Origin of the sequence: Actinomyces sp. oral taxon 171 str. F0337 (assembly GCF_005696555.1) — a bacterium.
Taxonomy (GTDB): domain Bacteria; phylum Actinomycetota; class Actinomycetes; order Actinomycetales; family Actinomycetaceae; genus Actinomyces; species Actinomyces oris_E.
Genome location: NZ_CP040005.1, coordinates 1350171 through 1368549, shown reverse-complemented (window position 1 = coordinate 1368549; position 18379 = coordinate 1350171). Strand labels below are relative to the sequence as shown.

Below are 18379 nucleotides of genomic sequence, written 5' to 3'. Positions count from 1 at the left end.
GGTCTCACAGCATGACGAGTCTGCGAAGTTCTCCCACAGGAGATCCACAGGGACGGGTCTGCGGAGTGGCGTCTACAGTGGGCCTGTGCCCTCATGGAAGGCCACCACCCCTATCCATCACCTGCCTGGAGGTACACCTATGACAGCCGACCTCACTCGCCCCCGCCCGCCGGCCCCTACCGGCCTCCTGCCCTCGGTCCCCTCCTTCACGCTGACCTCTGCGGACCTGACCGAGCGGGGACGGATCCCGGACATCTTCACCGGTATCCACGACAACGTCTCCCCCGCCTTGAGCTGGTCGGGCTTCCCCGAGCAGACGCAGTCCTTCGTCGTGTCCTGCTTCAACCCGGACGCTCCGACCATGTCGGGCTGGTGGCACTGGACCATCGTGGACCTGGACGCCTCGGTCACCTCGCTGGAGCGGGGCTCGGGGGCCAGCGACCTTCAGCTCGACGGTGCCGCCTTCCACCTGGCCGGGGACTCGGGCGACCACGCCTGGTTCGGCCCCTACCCGCCGGCGGGCGACGGCGACCACCGCTACGTCTTCACCGTCTCCGCCCTGGACGTGGACACTCTGGGCCTGAACGACGAGGCCAGTCCCGCCAAGGCGGCCTTCACCCTGGCACCTCACTGCATCGCCCGGGCCACGCTCACCGCCACCTACTCCGTGCCCGGGGAGCTCGGGGCCGCCGCCTTCCTCAGGGACGGCCAGTGAGTCCACAGATCGCCCAGGTCGACGCCTCGGCCTCCAAGGCCGGCCGACGTCGTCGTCAGGGGGAGTCCGTCCCCTTCACTCCCGCTCATGGATTCACGCGCGCCGGTTCCGGCCGCCACCAGCGCCGCCCCATCGCCCTGATCACCGGGGCGACCTCCGGGATCGGCCTGGCCGTGGCCAGGGACCTGGCCCGGGATCACGACCTCATTCTGTTGGCCCGCTCCGTCAACGACCTGGAGGAGCTGGCGCTCGCACTGGAGGAGGAGTCCAAGACGGCAGTCCTCATCTGTCCGGTCGACCTGACCGACGACACGGCCCTGGCGAGGTTGGTCAGCCGGATCGATATTGAGAGCCTCGACGTGCTGGTGCACAGCGCCGGCATGGAGGCACCCGGTGCCGTTGACAAGATCACGCCCACGCGCTGGCGGGCGGTTCTGAACCTCAACCTGGTGGCGACGGCGTACCTGACGAGCCTGCTGCTGCCGGCACTGCGAGAGGCCCGTGGGCTGACGGTGTTCATCAACTCCGGCGCCGGAGTGAGCCCCCGGTCGGGCAACGCCCTCTACTCCGCCTCCAAGGCGGGGCTGAAGTCCTTGGCTGACACGCTGCGTCAGGAGGAGACGGGCAAGGTGCGGGTCACCTCGATCTACCCGGGTCGGGTGGACACCCCTATGCAGGAGCGGTTGCACGCCTTCAATGCGGCGCGCCTGCGCACCGAGGGGATCATGGCCACCCCCGCCTACCGGGCTGCGGACCATATGGCGCCGCAGTCGGTGGCAGCGGCCGTGCGCCTGGCCGTGAACACCCCGATGGACGCGGTCGTGGAGGACCTGGCGATCCGCCCCGCCGGCATGCTCTGAGAAGGCGGTTGAAGCAGGAGCTCAGGCTCCTCCGACGAAGCCCAGGGACCGCCAGGCCTCGTACAGGCCGATGGCGGCGGAGTTGGCCAGGTTGAGGGAGCGGTTGCCCTCCACCATGGGGATGCGCAGGTGGGCGCTCACCCGCGGGTGGTCGAGGATCTCCTGGGGCAGGCCGGTGGGCTCGGGGCCGAACAGGAGGGCGTCGTCGCCGTGCCAGTCGACCTGGGTGTAGAGGCGCTCGGTGTGGGAGGTGAAGGCGAAGATGCGTCCGGGGATCTGCTCGAGGCACTTCTGCCAGGTAGCGTGGACGCGCGTGCTGGCCAGGTCGTGGTAGTCCAGGCCGGCGCGGCGCAGCTTGGCGTCATCCATGTCGAACAGGGGGTCCACGAGGTGGAGCATGGCACCGGTGTTGGCGCTCAGGCGGATCGCCGCCCCGGTGTTGCCCGGGATGCGCGGGGAGAAGAAGATGACGTGCAGCACGGGGACAATGAGACCACATACTGAGGCGTCCCGACGGCGACTGCGCCACGGCTGCCATGCTTGAGGCATGAGCACTACCGAGTCGCACACCCCCTCCCCCGTTCTGACCTGTGGCGTGCTGAAGGGCGACATCGTGCGCCTGGAGCCACTGCAGCCCCAGCACGTGCCGGGGCTGCAGCAGGCCGCCGAGGCAGCCGCGACCAGCCCTTTCGCCACGGTGCCGGCACCGGAGACGGTCGAAGACTATGTGGCTCATAGCCTGGCCCGCCGGGACACAGGTACCTACGCGCCGTTCGCCCAGGTGGAGGTCGCCACCGGCCGCGTCGTCGGGCACACCGCCTACCTGACACCCCGATGGATGCCGGACGGGCGGCTCTTCGCCGTCGAGGTCGGCTCCTCCTGGCTCTCGCCGGCTGTTCGCGGCACCGCCGTCAACCCGGCCGCCAAGCTCCTGCTGCTCACACAGGCTTTTGAGGAGTGGGGCGTGGACCGCGTGGACATCAAGACCGATGCGCGCAACGAGCTGGCTCGCGGTGCGATCGCGGCGCTGGGCGCGACCTTCGAGGGGATCCTGCGCGCCTGGCAGCCCTCCCTGGCTCCCGGCGAGGAGGGGCGCACGCGCGACACAGCCATGTTCGCCATCACCCCGCAGCAGTGGCCCGGGGTCAGGACCCGTCTGGTGGAGCGCATCGAGAGGCGCTCGACGTCGTCGAAAGGATGAGAGGAATGAGTGTTCTGCGCGACCCGGCTGAGGTCTTCGCCGCGGAGATCGGCTGGCAGCCGGCTCTGGAGCGTACCGATCTGCTCGCTGAGCCGGTGGCCGCCGCGCTGCGGGCGCTGGAGGCGGCCTCGCCCGAGGGCGCGGACCTGGTCCGTCAGGCGCAGGTGGTTCCCATTGACCCGGCCCACTCCGACACTGACGCCCTCAACGCGCACTATGACCTGGACCCCGAGGCGACCGGGAACTGCGTGCTCGTGGCCGGTAAGCGCACCGGCCAGGAGCGCATCGCCGCCTGCGTCGTGCGCGCCACCGACTTCGCTGACGTCAACCACGTCGTCAAGAAGCGCATTGACGTGCGTAAGGCCTCATTCCTGCCGGTGGAGCGGGCAGTGGAGATGAGCGGCATGGAGTACGGCGGGATCACACCGGTCGGTCTGCCAGAGGACTGGAGGCTCTTCATCGACGGCGCCGTGGCGGACCGGACCACGGTGCTCATCGGCTCGGGTGTGCGCCACTCCAAGCTACTGGTGCCCGGAGCACTGCTGGCAGCACTGCCGGGGGCCGAGCGCGTCGAGAACCTGGGGGTGCGCCCCGCCTGAGCGGGTCGGTCAGACCGTTCAGGCGGGGCCCGGCCTCAGGCTCTCAGCCCAGGGAGTCCAGGACGATGTTGAGTCCCTCGCTCATGGTGGGGTGGGTGATGACGGCGTCACGCACCTGCTGCCACATCAGGCCACCCAGCATCGCCATCTGGATGCTGGTGACGACCTCGCTGGCCTCGGCACCGATGATGGCGGCGCCCAGGATGAGGTCGGTGCGGGCGTCGATGATGACCTTGAAGAAGCCCTCGGTGCGGCCCAGGGTCTTGGCGCGCGGGACGGCCGCCGTCGGGGTCTTGGCGACGCGTACCTCGTAGCCGGCCTCGCGGGCCTCGGTCTCGGTCAGGCCCACGTGCCCGAGCTCGGGCGTGGTGAAGACGGCCCAGGGGATGAGGCGTCCGGTAGTGGATGCCTCCTTGCCGGCGAAGAGGTCGCGCAGGACGCGGAAGTCGTTCCAGGAGGCGTGGGTGAACTGGGGCGTGCCGGCCACGTCACCGGCGGCGTAGACGTTCTCGGCGGTAGTGCGCAGGTGGTCGTCGACACGCACGAAGCCGCGCTCGGTCAGCTCCACGCCCGCGGTCTCCAGGCCGAGGCCGGCGGTGACGGGGGTGCGTCCCAGGGCGACGAGCAGGTGGGATCCGCTCACCTCGTGACCGTCGGCGGTGGTGACGACGACGCCGTTCCCGTCAGCCGCGGCGGCGACCTTCGAGGCGGGCGCACCGGTCAGGACCGTGACTCCCAGGGCCTTCAGGCCGGCGGTCACCTCAGCGGCGACGTCCTCGTCCTCGCGGTCCAGGATGTGCGGCCCGGCGTGGACGATGGTGACCGGGACTCCGAGGAGCCCCATGAGGGAGGCCATCTCGACGCCGATGACGCCGCCGCCCAGGACAGTGAGGCCACTGGGAAGCTCGGGCAGGGTGAGCAGGTCCTCGCTGGTCCAGTAGCGCACGTCGGACAGGCCCTCGATCGGGGGAACGGACGGCGTGGTGCCGGTGTTGATGAGGACCTTGGCGCCGCGCACGCGCCGCAGGCCGCCGTCGTTGAGGGCGATCTCGACGGTGCGCTCGCCCACGAAACGTGCGGTTCCCTTGACGAAGTCCATGCCGGAGGCGGGGAACATCTTCTCGTGAGCGGCCACCATGCCTCCTACGATGGCCTCCTTGCGGGCGCGGAAGGAGGCCAGCTCGATGCGGGCCTGGGACAGGGTGTCGGCGCCGCCGTCCTGTTCGGGCAGGGTGACGCCGTAGGCCTGTGAGCCCTGGACCTCACGAAGGACGCGGGCGGCGGAGATGAGGGTCTTGGTGGGGATGCAGGCGACGTTGATGCAGGTGCCGCCCACCTTGTCCCGCTCCACCATGACGACCTTGTCTCCGGCCTTGGCGCGCAGCATCGCCAGGGACTTGCCTGCCTTGCCGCCTCCGACGACGAGAAGGTCGACCTCCTCGACCGGGACGTCTGTCTGGTTGGTCGCGTCACTGTTGACGGTGGGCTGGGACATGAGTGCGCATCTCCTTCGGCGGTCGCCGCTCGGCATGATCTGAACGCCAGGGCAACGGGAAGCGCAGGGCCGCTATTCCGGGGCGACTGCCCAAGGTCTCAGCGGATCACCGACAGCAGCCGGGAAGGCCTCACGCAGCTCTCCCCTCCCAACCGGTCATTGGGGCGACTTATCCTTTCGTCCTCACTGATACCTGGCAGCCCTACTGCTCGCCGAGAGCAACCAGGGCGGCGTCCAGCAAGTCGACGAGCGTGTCGAAACTCACGTCAATGGGTGCGGCCATGGCAAAGCCCCCGTGGACGGCGGCCGACCAACACAGTGGAATCGACCACTGGACTTCCGAACACGATCCGAATAGCATGTTCGTATGGCACTCACCGTTGATTCCCCACTAGCTGTGCGCCGCTCATCCGACCTGAGCAAGCATTCAGCTGAGGTCTTCGCCGAGGCGGAGAACCACCCCGTCACTGTGACCCGCCGCGATGGGGAATCCCTTGTCCTCATGTCTCAGCGCGAGGCAGATGCTCGAAATGAGCTCTTGAACATCGCCGCCACCCTCATCACGGTGTCCCTTGAGGATGGCCCACTCACTGATCGGATGGCCAGCCGATACCCGTGGATGTATGCACTGACGCCTCAGGATCAAGAACAGTGCGCCCGCGACCTCATCGACGCAGCGCGAGCCTCCTTCTCAACACTCCAGCCGCACCTGGCGATCGCCAAGTTGACCAGCTGGCGTGAGACAGCCGCGGCAATCGCTGCAGGTCTGAGCCCACATCCGGTCGAGTGGCTCGACGACGATGACGAAGCAGTCGTCAACCGACCCTGACCATGTCCAAGGAGAGCCTCGTTCCACGGCCGACGAAGAAGTCGGAGTTCCTGGTGAAGTTCGCCACGAAACAGTCCGAGAAAGGGTGGCGTGACCTGGTAGCCACCATGAGGAATCCCATGAGCGACACCTGGGACTTCCTGACTCACTCACCTCTCGCGATGACCCCGACCAATTACCCGCTCGAGGGGTCGCTACGTGCGGTAACCCGAGGTGGTCGCACTTTTCAGCGATGGCAGCACAAACCTACTGCCAAGGGTACTGCCCGCATCTGGTTCTATATCGATGGCAATACCGTCTACCTGGAGCAGGTTCACACCGCTCATCCCAACGAGACCAAGTAGTCCCGTCGCCCCGCTCAGGAGCTGGCGAGCTGGCGCAGCACGTACTGCAGGATGCCGCCGTGGCGGAAGTAGTCGGCCTCGCCGGGGGTGTCGATGCGCACGACGGCGTCGAAGGAGGTCTCCGAGCCGTCGGCCCTCTGCGCCTTGACCGCGACGGTGCGCGGGGTGGTGCCCTCATTGAGCGCCGTCAGGCCCGTGACGGAGAAGATCTCGGTACCGTCCAGACCGAGCGACTCGGCGCTCTGGCCGGCCGGGAACTGGAGGGGCACCACGCCCATGCCGATGAGGTTGGAGCGGTGGATGCGCTCGAAGGACTCGGCGATGACGGCCTTGACGCCCAGCAGGGCCGTGCCCTTGGCGGCCCAGTCGCGTGAGGATCCCGAGCCGTACTCCTTGCCGCCCAGGACCACCAGCGGGATTCCGGCGGCCTGGTAGGCCTGGGAGGCGTCGAAGATCGACTCCTGCTCGCCGGTGAGGAAGTTGCGGGTGTAGCCGCCCTCGACGCCGTCGAGCAGCCGGTTGCGCAGGCGGATGTTGGCGAAGGTGCCGCGGATCATGACCTCGTGGTTGCCGCGGCGCGAGCCGTAGGAGTTGAAGTCCGCGCGGGCCACGCCATGCTCGGCCAGGTAGCGCCCGGCCGGGGAGTCGGCCTTGATGGCACCGGCCGGGGAGATGTGGTCGGTGGTCACCGAGTCTCCCAGCAGGGCGAGCACCCGGGCGTCCTCGATGTCGGTGACCGGGGTGAGCTCCATGGTCAGCCCCTCGAAGAAGGGGGCCTTGCGCACGTAGGTGGACTCCTCATCCCAGGCGAAGGTGTCCCCCTCGGGAGTGTCCAGGCCCTGCCAGCGCTCGTCACCGGCGAAGACGTCGGCGTAGTCGCGCGTGTACATCTCGCGGTCGATGGTGGTGTCGATGACGGCCTGGACCTCCGTCGGGTCGGGCCAGATGTCGGACAGGAAGACGTCGCGGCCCTCGGGGTCCTGGCCCAGCGGCTCGGTGGCGAAGTCGATGTCCATGGTCCCGGCCAGGGCGTAGGCGATGACCAGGGGCGGGGAGGCCAGGTAGTTCATCTTGACGTCGGGGTTGATGCGCCCCTCGAAGTTGCGGTTACCCGAGAGCACCGAGACCACGGCGAGGTCGGCGTCGTTGACCGCCTGGGAGACCTCAGCCGGCAGGGGCCCGGAGTTGCCGATGCAGGTGGCGCAGCCGTAGCCGACAACATTGAAGCCCAGCTCATTGAGGGCGGGCCACAGCCCGGCCTTCTCGTAGTAGTCGGTGACGACCTGGCTGCCCGGGGCGGTGGAGGTCTTCACCCAGGGCTTGGAGCGCAGGCCCCGGGCCACGGCGTTGCGGGCCAGCAGGCCGGCGGCCATCATCACCGAGGGGTTGGAGGTGTTGGTGCACGAGGTGATCGAGGCAATGGCGACGTGCCCGTGGTCAAGCTCGGTGGCGGTGCCGTCGGCCATGGTCACCGGCGTCGGCTCGGAGGGCTGGGCCGCGTAGGTGGGCAGGACCTCCTGGAAGGACTCCTTGGCCCGTGACAGGACGATGCGGTCCTGGGGGCGCTTGGGGCCGGCGATCGAGGGCACCACCGTGGACAGGTCCAGCTCGAGGTACTCGGAGTAGACGGGCTCACGGGCCGGGTCGTGCCACATGCCCTGGGCCTTGGTGTAGGCCTCCACGAGGCGCACGCGCTCCTCGGAGCGGCCGGTCAGGCGCAGGTAGTCCAGGGTGACCTCGTCGATCGGGAAGATCGCAGCGGTGGAGCCGAACTCGGGGCTCATGTTGCCGATGGTGGCGCGGTTGGCCAACGGCACCTCGGCGACGCCCTCCCCGTAGAACTCGACGAACTTGCCCACCACCCCGTGGGCGCGCAGCATCTCGGTGATGGTCAGGACCACGTCGGTGGCGGTGGCGCCGGCGGGGATGGCGCCGGAGAGCTTGAAACCCACCACCTTGGGGATGAGCATGGAGACGGGCTGGCCCAGCATGGCGGCCTCGGCCTCGATGCCGCCCACGCCCCAGCCCAGGACGCCCAGACCGTTGACCATGGTGGTGTGGGAGTCGGTGCCCACGCAGGTGTCGGGGTAGGCCTGGGTGACGCCGTCGGCCTCATGGGTGAAGACGATGCGCGCCAGGTACTCGATGTTGACCTGATGGACGATGCCAGTGCCCGGCGGGACGACGCGGAAGTTGGACAGCGCCCCCTGCCCCCAGCGCAGGAACTGGTAGCGCTCGGCGTTGCGCTCGTACTCGCGCTCCTTGTTGCGCTCCAGGGATCCGGGCAGACCGAAGGAGTCGATCTGCACGGAGTGGTCGATGACCATCTCGGCGGGGTTGAGGGGGTTGATGACCTCGGGGTCACCGCCGAGGTCGGAGACCGCCTCTCGCATGGTGGCCAGATCGACGATGCACGGCACACCCGTGAAGTCCTGCATGACGACGCGGGCGGGGGTGAACTGGATCTCTGTGTCGGGCTCGGCGGCCGGGTCCCAGGCGGCCAGGGCGCGCACGTGGTCGGCTGTGATGTTGGCACCGTCCTCGGTGCGCAGCAGGTTCTCGGCCAGCACCTTGAGGCTGTAGGGCAGACGCTCCAGGCCGGGGACGGCGTCCAGGCGGTAGATCTCGTAGTTGCGGCCTTCGACGTCGAGGGTGCTGCGCGAGGCAAAGGTGTTGAGGCTGGTCACCGGGGCTCACTTCCAGTTGTCGTACCGATCCGGCCTGCTGCGCCATCGCAGGTCTGTCACGCTGACGTGCAGTGACAGCCAGGCGGGCGGCTGCGCGGATACTCCGGTGTGGACCGTAGCCCACGGCATGTCATCCGTTGTCAACACGTAGGGATGCCCCGCCAAACCTGAAGGTCGGAGTGGTTGCCAACACGGCAATTAGGCAAGGCCCGCCGCACACATAGGGAGACGGCACCCGTCGAGGGCCGCACACCCACAAGAGACCGCGCACGCGCAATCATCCGATCAACAAATATACCAATACGGCAACGCAATGGTTACAAAACGTTATTTGCGTGCCCTCCGTTAAGACTCACCCCATAGTATCTTGACGGATTCCTGTAATTCCCCACAACACAGGAATGTCAACCCATGAAGATGGAGATAACGAATGCACCTACAGCACCTCTCTGTGCATCGCAAGTACGTGGCGACTCTGCTCGCCGGCGTACTGCTGGTCGCACTGGGTAGCTTTGTTGCGCTATTAGCACCTCGTGCGAGCGCAGACCAGAACACCGGAGTGAAGATTTCCTTCAGTCCCCTCATCCTCGCTGACAAGGATGGAACTGAGTTTCCGGGTAAGCCTGCGCACCTCGAGGACCCGGTTCGCATGAAGTTCGCCTGGGACGCCTCTAGCGCCGATCCACAGCCGGGCCAGTCCTTCAGCATCGGCCTTCCGGAGGAGTACCGGTACCGCGAGATCGGTCGACACGACGATCTTGTTCTCGGGAACGGCACCAAGGTGGGTGACTGCGTCACGACCACCGAGACCCTCACCTGCACCTTCAACACCGCGATCAGCGCGGCCAGCGACCTCAAGGGGTCGGGCAACCAGATGATCGTGGCCCAGAAGGTGACCCAGGTCAACAAGACCACCTTCGACGCCAACGGCACCGGCACCGAGGTCTTCCACCCCAACAACGAGCGGATTCTGCCTATCGCCTGGGTTGAGAAGGACCTTGGCAAGTACGCCAACTCCCTCAAGCGCGACTCCAGCAGTCTGAACTGGCACATCCAGTTCAGTGGTACCACCATCGCCAACCACCTGGAAGCGGAGGCGGGTAGCATCAACAGCGTCACCTTCAACGACGTCTCCGGGGGCGGGCAGAAGCTCAACCCGGATCTCGGCTCCTGGTACGTGCGGGTCAACCCCGAGGAATTCGGCGGTGGCGCCGACGGCTACTTCGACGTCGCCAAGGCCGATGGCACAACCATGAACACCGACCACGGAAAGTTCACTCTGAAGCCGACCATCGGCGCCGACGGGACCACTGCGTCCATCACCCTGTCCCGTACGGACGGCAACTTCGCCAAGAACGCGAACTACGAGATCGTCTACCAGTCCCTGGCCGAGGGCGGCAAGATCGTCCCGGGCAAGGTCTACACCAACAGCGCCACCCTGAACGGCGGTAAGAACACCACGGTGTCCGCACAGATGGCCTACAAGGACCCGATCTCCTACGACGTACAGCTGACTCAGGGCTTCGGCTCATTCGGGGTCAAGAAGTACATCACCGGCGCTCACCAGAACGACGTCCCTGCGGACACCAAGATCCGCGTGAACGTCGCCTACGAGCTCCCCAACGGCACGACCGAGGCCAACTACCCGACCTGGGCCAACAAGCCGGCATCGAACCCCTACACCGTTGAGGTGGCCGCGGGCCAGCAGCAGGCCGGGGACACCCTGCGCGAGTTCCCCAAGGGAACCAAGATCACGCTGACGGAGGACACGTCCGCAGCGGCCCTTCCCGGGGCCCTTGGCTGGGGAGGCAAGACCTTCTCCATCAACGGCACTGAGACGCCGGAGACCGCGACGTTCTCGGTCGATTCCTCTGTGCAGGCTGTGGGCCTGTACAACGAGGTCATTGAGAAGACCGGTTCCTTCTCCGTCGTGAAGAAGGTCGAGGGAAGCAACAAGGAGGCCTTCTCCAAGGAGACTTTCCAGATCTCCTACACGTGTGAGAACGGCTCCGAGGGCACCCTTGAGGTGAAGGGCGACGGCACGCCCGTCGACGGCCCGTCCGTACCGGTGGGTACCAACTGCGAGGTCACCGAGAAGGAGAAGCAGGCTGACGGCGGCGCTGAGCGCGAGGGCTACACGGTCGACACCAAGATCGACAACGGAGCCTTCACGATCAAGGAGGGCGATGCCAGCGCCACCCTTGTCACGGTGACCAACACCTACACGGAGGTCCCGAAGCCCACGCCGACGCCGACCCCCACCGAGGAGCCCACGCCGACGCCGACCCCCACCGAGGAGCCCACGCCGACGCCCACTCCCACCGAGGAGCCCACGCCGACGCCGACCCCCACCGAGGAGCCCACGCCGACGCCGACCCCCACCGAGGAGCCCACGCCGACGCCGACCCCCACCGAGGAGCCCACGCCGACGCCGACCCCCACCGAGGAGCCCACGCCGACGCCGACCCCCACCGAGGTCCCCGCGCCGACGCCCACTCCCACCGAGGAGCCCACGCCGACGCCGACCCCCACCGAGGTCCCCACGCCGACGCCCACTCCCACCGAGGAGCCCACGCCGACGCCGACCCCCACCGAGGTCCCCGCGCCGACGCCCACTCCCACCGAGGTCCCCACGCCCGGCACCTCGGCCAGCACGCCACCAAGCAATAGCGGCAGCAACCTGGCGAGCACCGGCTCCAACGCCATGCCAGTCATCGCAGCCATGGCCGCATTCCTGGTGACGGGATATGTGATCCTGGCCGTCCGTCGTCGCGCATCGTGACCGACCATCGGCTGACTAGGCTCCTTCCCGGAGCATGAGATGGGCCCCAGTCCGTGAAGGACTGGGGCCCATCGCCTTTGCCGTCGATTGGCTCAGGATCTGTCAAGCACCGCGATCGTCTCGAAGTGGTGCGTGTGCGGGAACATGTCCAGGGCACTCATGGACCCCAGCACATAGCCGGCCCGCAGAAGGGTTCCCAGGTCCCGAGCCAAGGCCGCCGGGTCACAGGCCACCAGGACGATCCGTTCGGCTCCCAGGGCGCTGACGGCCTCGATGACCTCGCGCCCGGCCCCCTGCCTCGGTGGATCGAGGACGACGACGTCGGGGCGACCGCCGGTGAAGGAGCCGGCGAGCTCGCGCACCGAGCGGGCGCTCACGCGTCCCGAAGCCAGGCGTGCGGCGGGGTGGTCGTGCAGTGTGCGGCGGGCGTCGCGAACGGCCTGCTCATTGCCCTCCAGGGACAGGACCTGACCGCCGGCCCCCACAAGAGAGGCCAGCGGCAGGGTGAACAGGCCGGCCCCCGAGTAGAGTTCCAGGACGCGGCGGCCGGCGGCACGTTCAAGGTTCTCCCCCAGGACGCCCCGCACGACGCGCTCGACCAGCACCCGGGGGGCGTCGACGTGCACCTGCCAGAAGCCCTCGGCATGGACGGAGTAGGTCAGCTCCCCCAGCCCCAGGGCGGACGCGTCCACGACCTCCCGGACCCGGCGCCGCCCGGTGCTGCGGGCCTGTGCGGTCAGAAGCCGCTCGTCGAGCAGGACCACGGGCTCACTGCCGCTGGGGGCGATGGCCTCGATGCGCATACCGGGCCGGTAGTGGGCGCGCCAGCGGGAGCGCTCCAGCAATCCGATCTCGGTGATGGCGGGGACGGCCAGGGGCAGGCGACGCAGGGGCAGGACCGTCCCGGAGCGGAAGGCGTGCATGCCAGGTCTGCCGTCCTCACTCACCGTCAGGCTGATGCGGGTGCGGGTGGCGGTCCCGGCCAGGGCACGCCGTCGAGCACTGGTGGAGGCCTGGGCCACGGCGTCAGTGGGCATGGGCTCGATCGGCACGGCGGCTGCGGCGGAGGCCTCGGGCAGGGAGGCGACGGCGTCGGCCACCTCCTGCCCACCGATTCGACGCAGGCAGTCGGCCAGGACCCAGCGCTTCCAGGTGCGCTGGGCGTCCAGGGCCACGTGGGCGAGCTCTCCCCCACCTACGCCCGCTGGGCCGGCGTCGGGCCAGACGGACGCGACGCGGTCCGGTGATGCCTGGAGGATCTCAACGGCATCGGCGCGCCAGGTCCGCGAGGTCATCTCGGTCAGGCGGGCCCGCACCGTCTCACCAGGCAGGGCGTGACGCACGAAGATGACGCGGCCGCCCGGATCGTCCACGGGGCGGGCCACGCAGTGCCCGCCGTGCGCAGGCGCCCCCACTGCCAGGGTCAGCTCGCGCGGCTCGCCGCGACTCTGGACGGGCGGTTCTCCGGTCCGGCTGGGCTGGGGGCTCATCGAATCTCCTGGGGGTCTGCATCGACGCCGCCGGTAGTGGAGCGGCTGTGCTGGTCGACGTGACGGCGCATGGCGACGTCGGCGTCGATGATGCCCTCGGCGGTGCGGGCGCGCACGCCGTGGTGGAAGTGCCGTTGACCGGGAAGCCCCAGCTGCCAGGGCACGGAGGCCACGACGACACCGGGGGTGAACAGCAGGACGGTCTTGAGGCGCAGGGCGGTCTGGTTGTGGAGGATCTGCTCCCACCAGTGGCGCACGATGTACTCGGGCAGGAAGACGACGACGAGGTCGCGAGGGGACTCGCGGCGCACCGAGCGGACATAGTTGATGACCGGGCGGGTGATGTCCCGGTAGGGAGAGTCCAGGACCGTCAGGGGCACGGCGATGTCAGCCTCCTCCCAGGCGTCCAGGAGGCGTTCGGCGCCGCCGTCGCCGGTGTCCACCGTCAGGGCCTCCAGGGCGGTCGGGTGGGTCGACTGGGCGTAGGTCAGGGCCCGCAGCGTGGGTTGGTGGAGGCGGGACGCCAGGACGATGGCGTGGACGTGGGCCGGCAGGACGCGGGCGTCGTGGAGGTCGGAGATGGCCACCTCCTCACTGACTCTGCGGTAGTGGCGGCGGATCCGGTTCATCACCAGGTAGAGCAGCGCCATGATCGTCAGGGTGATCCAGGCTCCCCGGGTGAGCTTGGTGAGCAGGACGATGACGAGGACCGTCCCGGTGCCCAGCACACCGATGGAGTTGATGATGCGGGCGCGGTGCATGCGTGAGCGGGCCTTGGGCTCGGTGGCGATGGTGAGCTCGCGCGTCCAGTGACGCACCATGCCCACCTGGGAGAGAGTGAAGGAGATGAACACGCCCACGATGTAGAGTTGAATGAGGCGGGTCGTATTGGCCTCGAATCCGATGAGGAAGGCCACGGCCCCCAGCCACAGGACGATGATGCCGTTGGAGAAGGCCAGGCGGTCGCCGCGCTGGGAGAGCTGGCGGGGCAGGAACTCGTCACGGGCCAGGACGCTGGCCAGGACCGGGAACCCGTTGAAGGCAGTGTTGGCGGCCAGGACCAGGATCAGCCCGGTGACGGTGGCGACCAGGTAGAACATCGGGCGGAAACCGGAGAAGACGGTGGCGGCGATCTGTCCGATCGCGGGGTCCTGGTGGTAGCTGCCCCCAACCGGGGCGCCGTTGCGCAGGAGCTGGTGGGCAGGGTCCTCCACCATGCGCACGCCGACGGCGCCGGCCAGGTGGATGACGCTCATGAGCATCAGCGCGGCGATTCCGCCCAGGAGCAGCAGCGTGGTGGCGGCGTTACGGGACTTGGGGCGCTGGAAGCTGGGAACACCGTTGGAGATCGCCTCCACGCCGGTCAGGGCCGCGCACCCCGAGGAGAAGGCCCGCAGGACCAGGAAGCCTCCGGCCAGGCCGGTCAGGCCCTGCTCCCAGCCGGCGTGGGTGAGGACGTCGAAGCCGGCGGACTCAGCCCGCCCGAGGGTCCCGGTCAGCTCCTGGACAAGGCCGACGACGGCCATGATGCCGATGACGCCCATGTACAGGTAAGTGGGAATGGCGAAGGCTCGACCCGACTCGCGCGAGCCGCGCATGTTGAGCACGGCCAGGACGGTGACGACCGCGACGGCGATCTCCACCTTGTAGGGGACCAGGGCGGGTAGGGCGGCCGCGAGGTAGGAGGTGCCCGAGGACACCGAGACCGCAACGGTCAGGACATAGTCGCTCAGCAGGGCCGACGCCACCAGGAGGCCGGCGTGGGAGCCGAGATTGGCCGAGACCACCTCGTAGTCGCCGCCGCCCGAAGGGTAGGCGTGGACGGTCTGACGGTAGGAGGCCACGACAACGGCCAGGACACCGACGACGGCCAGAGCGACCCACGGGGACAGTGAGGTGGCGACGACGCCGGCCACGGCCAGAGTGATGAGCACCTCATCAGGGGCGTAGCCCACGGAGGACAGGGCGTCGGAGGCGAAGACTGGAAGGGCGATCCTCTTGGGCAGGAGCGTCTCCCCCAGAGCACCGCTGGGGACGGGACGGCCGACGAGAAGCCGCTTGATGCGGTCTGCGAAGTCACGCACGTCTCCAGATGTTACGTCCGCGGCCCGACAACGGAGTACCGTCCTCCTCGTGCACTTCGTCATCATGGGCTGTGGCCGCGTCGGAGCGTCCATGGCTGTTCAGCTCGATCGTATGGGGCACTCGGTGTCCGTCATCGACCGCTCCTCGGACTCCTTCCGCCGCCTGCCCTCGGACTTCAACGGTCGCAAGGTCAAGGGGGTCGGCTTCGACCGCGACGCCCTGGAGCAGGCGGGCATCGACGAGGCCTATGCCTTCGTCGCGGTGTCCAACGGGGACAACTCGAACATCGTGGCTGCGCGCGTGGCCAGGGAGAGCTTCGGCGTGGACAACGTCGTCGCCAGGATCTACGACTCGCGGCGCGCCGACGTCTACGAGCGCCTGGGCATCCCCACGGTGGCCACCGTGCGCCAGACGGCCGACCAGATGATGCGCCGTATCCTGCCGGGATCCAGCGCCCGCGAGCTCGAGGACCCCTCGGGCACGGTTGCTCTCATCCAGCCCAACGCCTCCCCGCAGTGGGTCGGTACGACGATCGGGGTGCTGGAGGACCGCCTGAGGGTGCGGGTGGCCTGGATCTCACGCGATGCCACGGCGATGCTGCCCGAGGCCGCCACCGTCATCCAGGAGCACGACCGGCTGCACCTGGCGGTGAGCACCGACCGTATCGGCCAGGTCCGCCGTGCCCTGTCACTCGCCCCGACCCAGGAGGCCTGAGCCATGCAGATCGTGATCGCCGGAGCCGGATCCGTGGGCCGTTCCATCGCCCGCGAGCTCATCAGCCACGGCCATGAGGTCACCCTCGTCGACCGTTCCGCCGAGGCCATGCGCATCGCCTCGGTCCCGGAGGCCGACTGGCAGCTGGCGGACGCCTGCGACATCGACGCCCTGGAGCGCGCCGGGGCCGAGACCTGCGACGTCATTGTGGCCGCCACCGGGGACGACAAAGCCAACCTGGTCATCTCTCTGCTGGCCAAGACCGAGTACGGGGTGCCCCGCACGGTTGCGCGCATCAACAATCCCAAGAGCGAATGGCTCTTCGATGAGACCTGGGGCGTGGACGTGGCTGTGTCGACTCCGCGCTTCATGACGGCCCTGGTGGAGGAGGCCGTCAGTGTCGGCAGCCTGGTGAGCATCTTCCACTTCCACCAGTCGGGTGCCTCCATGCACGAGCTGACCCTGCCGGAGGACTCACCGGTCATCGGCGAGCTCGTCACCGACATCGAGCTGCCGCCCCACACGGTGCTGGCTGCGATACTGCGCGACTACCGCCCCATCACACCGGACCGTGACGAACGCTTCGAGCGTGGCGACGAGCTCATCTTCCTCACGGCGCGCGAGGGAGAGTCCAGCCTGGAGGAGCTGCCCCTCATCTTCACGTGACGGTGGGCGGCGGCGCTACCGCTCGGTGAGAGCCTGGGCCTGGGCGATCCGGCTGGGAGCTACCAGCAGCCAGATGAACCACAGGGTCACGGCGTACAGCGGCACGCCCAGGATGAGGCGGGCCGCCCCGAGGTAGGACACGGCCTGAGCGCCGGCCAGGTAGAGGGGTACCTCGACGACGAGCCGCAGGGCGAACATGAGCGTCAGGACCCAGGTGCCGGCGTGGTAGCGGCGCCTGACATGGCGCAGGGCCGGCTCGGTGCGCCAGGCCGAGGGACGCGCGGCAGGATCATCGTCGACCTGCGGCTCCTCGGTGCTGTCCGAGTGCTCGCTCGCGTCGTCGCCTCCACTACGGTCCGACTCGTCGGTGACGCGATGCCACAGAGTCATGAAGGCGCCCACCATCGGCCAGCCGATGAGCAGCGAGACCAGGCAGGCGACCAGCCAGGCCGCGTTGATCATGAGGCCGGTGGCGTAGAAGTTGGTGGCGTCGCCGCTGCGCCAGGCCCACAGTGCCGAGACGAGGACCAGCACGATCCCGCCGACGACCTGGGCCGGGGACTGGCGCTGCATCAGGCGGGTCATGAGGCCGATGGCGCTGATGGCCAGGGAGGCGACCAGGGCCGCCACCAGTGCGGTGGGCCGCACCGCCATGACCAGGACGAACATGAGGGTGGGCACGACGGACTCGAGGATGCCGCGCCACCCGCCCACGGCGGCCAGGGCGTCGAAGCGCTCGGAGTCGATGGCCTCCAGGCCCGTACGGGCGGTTCCAGTGGAACGGCTGCTCATTCATAGGTCCTTCCCGCAGGTGGCTGCCGGTTGCTACTGCCCCGGCCCCAGCAGGCGATAGGCGGGGTTGTGGATCTGCTGGCGGTGGGTGCCGTCGGCGACCCGCCCCTCAGCGAGGAGATGGGCTCCAGGCTTGATTCCGGGGATGCGTCGCCGGCCCCACCACACCAGGTCGATGCTGCCGGTGCCGTCGTAGAGCTGTCCGACGAGGATGGGCTTGTCCTGGCTCGAGCGGTAGGTGACCGCCTGCAGCACACCTGAGACGCGGGCCCGCTGTCGCGAGGTCAGTGCCCCGATCGGATCGGTGCCCCGCCGGCTGGCGGAGCGCTCCTCCTCCTCGGCCTTGAGGTGCTCACGGCTGGTGCGCAGCGATTCGTAGAGCCGCTTCACACGGGCCGACAACGCCCCCATCTAGCGCACTTCGGCGATGGTCGGGCCGGGCGCCAGCGGGTCGATGCCGGGCAGGTCCTCGGCCTCGGGGCCGGTCACGGCTCCGGGCGCGTGCAGGGGCAGGATCTCCCGCGGTGGACGGGCCTGGCCGTCACGGACGACGACGATTCCGCGCAGCACTTCCCGCAGTGCCTGGGCGGAGTGCTCGGAGGAGGCAGCAGGTCCCTGGAGGACGCCGCGCAGGAACCAGCGGGGGCCGTCGATCCCCAGGAAGCGGATCGTGCCGGTCGTCATCGTGCCGTCGGGACCGCGCATGGGCAGGTGAGCGACCAGCTCGGTGCCGTGCTCCCCGAGGCTCTCCTCGTAACGGGCACCGTTTCCGGCGAGCTCGTTGGCGATGTCGCCGCGGAGCTCGTCCCAGATGCCAGCGGTGCGCGGCGCGGCGAAGGCCCGCAGCTCGAGCGCCGAGCCGCCCAGCGCCAGGACGACGGCGGTGACGGTGCCGTCGGGCGCCTGCTCCAGGCGCAGCTGCATCCCGTCAACGGCCGGGACCTGCAGCGCGCCCAGGTCGATACGGGGCACCTCCTCCTGGTCCTCGGGCAGCTCACTGAGGTCCCACGGACCGGAGGCGGCGGCTTCGCCGAGGTCGTCCTTGACGGGGTCGCGCTTGAGTGTGGACACGTCGGAATCGGTGGTTGCGTCGTCACGACGGCGCGAGAACAGTCCCATG

17 protein-coding genes are annotated in these 18379 nt (G+C 68.6%); 9 read left to right on the top strand and 8 right to left on the bottom strand.

From position 1 onward, the window contains the following. Positions 1-139: 139 nt before the first annotated feature. Together FBF36_RS06085 and FBF36_RS06080 are read left to right on the top strand one after the other, a co-directional pair. Positions 140-715, top strand: coding sequence for a YbhB/YbcL family Raf kinase inhibitor-like protein (locus FBF36_RS06085; protein ID WP_009733965.1), 576 nt, complete (start codon positions 140-142; stop codon positions 713-715). Then, complete coding sequence (locus FBF36_RS06080; protein WP_009733966.1) at positions 712-1575, top strand: SDR family oxidoreductase; 864 nt, start codon at positions 712-714, stop codon at positions 1573-1575. The genes FBF36_RS06085 and FBF36_RS06080 overlap by 4 nt, the downstream gene beginning before the upstream one ends. Positions 1576-1596: 21 nt before the next feature. Here FBF36_RS06080 and FBF36_RS06075 read toward each other — a convergent pair whose 3' ends face one another. Beyond that, positions 1597-2055, bottom strand: coding sequence for a tRNA (cytidine(34)-2'-O)-methyltransferase (locus FBF36_RS06075; RefSeq protein ID WP_009733967.1), 459 nt, complete (start codon positions 2053-2055; stop codon positions 1597-1599). Positions 2056-2122: 67 nt separating this feature from the next. On the opposite strand from FBF36_RS06075, the gene FBF36_RS06070 reads away from it, so the two are divergent. After that, positions 2123-2776: a GNAT family N-acetyltransferase gene (locus FBF36_RS06070; protein WP_009733968.1), complete on the top strand. Its 654-nt coding sequence runs from the start codon at positions 2123-2125 to the stop codon at positions 2774-2776. A gap of 5 nt (positions 2777-2781) precedes the next feature. Continuing rightward, positions 2782-3375 (top strand): YbaK/EbsC family protein, encoded by a 594-nt coding sequence (locus tag FBF36_RS06065; protein ID WP_009733969.1) that lies wholly within the window; start codon positions 2782-2784, stop codon positions 3373-3375. A 43-nt stretch (positions 3376-3418) separates the two neighbouring features. Here the strand turns inward: FBF36_RS06065 and FBF36_RS06060 are convergent, their stop codons facing one another. Beyond that, on the bottom strand, positions 3419-4870 hold the full coding sequence (locus FBF36_RS06060) for a dihydrolipoyl dehydrogenase family protein (RefSeq protein WP_009733970.1): 1452 nt from the start codon (positions 4868-4870) through the stop codon (positions 3419-3421). Between the two features lie 367 nt (positions 4871-5237). Here FBF36_RS06060 and FBF36_RS06050 point away from each other — a divergent pair, with 367 nt between their 5' ends. Both FBF36_RS06050 and FBF36_RS06045 read left to right on the top strand, forming a co-directional pair. Then, positions 5238-5699 carry a prevent-host-death protein gene (locus tag FBF36_RS06050; protein ID WP_009733972.1) on the top strand — a complete coding sequence of 154 codons (462 nt, stop codon included), beginning with the start codon at positions 5238-5240 and terminating at the stop codon, positions 5697-5699. 119 nt (positions 5700-5818) lie between these two features. Then, positions 5819-6043, top strand: a complete 225-nt coding sequence (locus tag FBF36_RS06045; protein WP_225792479.1) for a hypothetical protein — start codon at positions 5819-5821, stop codon at positions 6041-6043. Between the two features lie 14 nt (positions 6044-6057). On the opposite strand, the gene acnA is transcribed toward FBF36_RS06045, so the two are convergent. After that, entirely contained in the window at positions 6058-8730 is a 2673-nt protein-coding gene (acnA, locus tag FBF36_RS06040; protein WP_009733974.1) for an aconitate hydratase AcnA, read from the bottom strand. A gap of 649 nt (positions 8731-9379) precedes the next feature. Here acnA and FBF36_RS06035 point away from each other — a divergent pair. After that, the gene (locus tag FBF36_RS06035) at positions 9380-11512 is read left to right on the top strand and encodes a DUF5979 domain-containing protein (RefSeq protein ID WP_225792478.1); all 2133 of its coding nucleotides are present in this window, start codon (positions 9380-9382) and stop codon (positions 11510-11512) included. Between the two features lie 92 nt (positions 11513-11604). On the opposite strand, the gene FBF36_RS06030 is transcribed toward FBF36_RS06035, so the two are convergent. Together FBF36_RS06030 and FBF36_RS06025 are read right to left on the bottom strand one after the other, a co-directional pair. After that, the gene (locus tag FBF36_RS06030) at positions 11605-13002 is read right to left on the bottom strand and encodes a class I SAM-dependent RNA methyltransferase (protein WP_009393357.1); all 1398 of its coding nucleotides are present in this window, start codon (positions 13000-13002) and stop codon (positions 11605-11607) included. Further along, entirely contained in the window at positions 12999-15086 is a 2088-nt protein-coding gene (locus FBF36_RS06025; protein WP_034490961.1) for an APC family permease, read from the bottom strand. Before FBF36_RS06025 ends, FBF36_RS06030 begins: the two co-directional genes overlap by 4 nt. Positions 15087-15177: 91 nt before the next feature. On the opposite strand from FBF36_RS06025, the gene FBF36_RS06020 reads away from it, so the two are divergent. Together FBF36_RS06020 and FBF36_RS06015 are read left to right on the top strand one after the other, a co-directional pair. Then, entirely contained in the window at positions 15178-15801 is a 624-nt protein-coding gene (locus tag FBF36_RS06020) for a potassium channel family protein (RefSeq protein WP_232272232.1), read from the top strand. Between the two features lie 3 nt (positions 15802-15804). Next, positions 15805-16467, top strand: coding sequence for a potassium channel family protein (locus tag FBF36_RS06015; RefSeq protein WP_009393360.1), 663 nt, complete (start codon positions 15805-15807; stop codon positions 16465-16467). 15 nt (positions 16468-16482) lie between these two features. Here FBF36_RS06015 and FBF36_RS06010 read toward each other — a convergent pair whose 3' ends face one another. From FBF36_RS06010 to FBF36_RS06000, 3 genes are read right to left on the bottom strand one after another with little or no spacing between them, the layout of a single operon-like run. Then, entirely contained in the window at positions 16483-17259 is a 777-nt protein-coding gene (locus FBF36_RS06010) for a DUF3159 domain-containing protein (RefSeq protein WP_009393361.1), read from the bottom strand. Positions 17260-17292: 33 nt separating this feature from the next. Next, the gene (locus tag FBF36_RS06005) at positions 17293-17670 is read right to left on the bottom strand and encodes an OB-fold nucleic acid binding domain-containing protein (protein ID WP_009393364.1); all 378 of its coding nucleotides are present in this window, start codon (positions 17668-17670) and stop codon (positions 17293-17295) included. After that, positions 17671-18378, bottom strand: a complete 708-nt coding sequence (locus FBF36_RS06000; RefSeq protein WP_009393365.1) for a DUF3710 domain-containing protein — start codon at positions 18376-18378, stop codon at positions 17671-17673. Position 18379 lies beyond the last annotated feature (1 nt).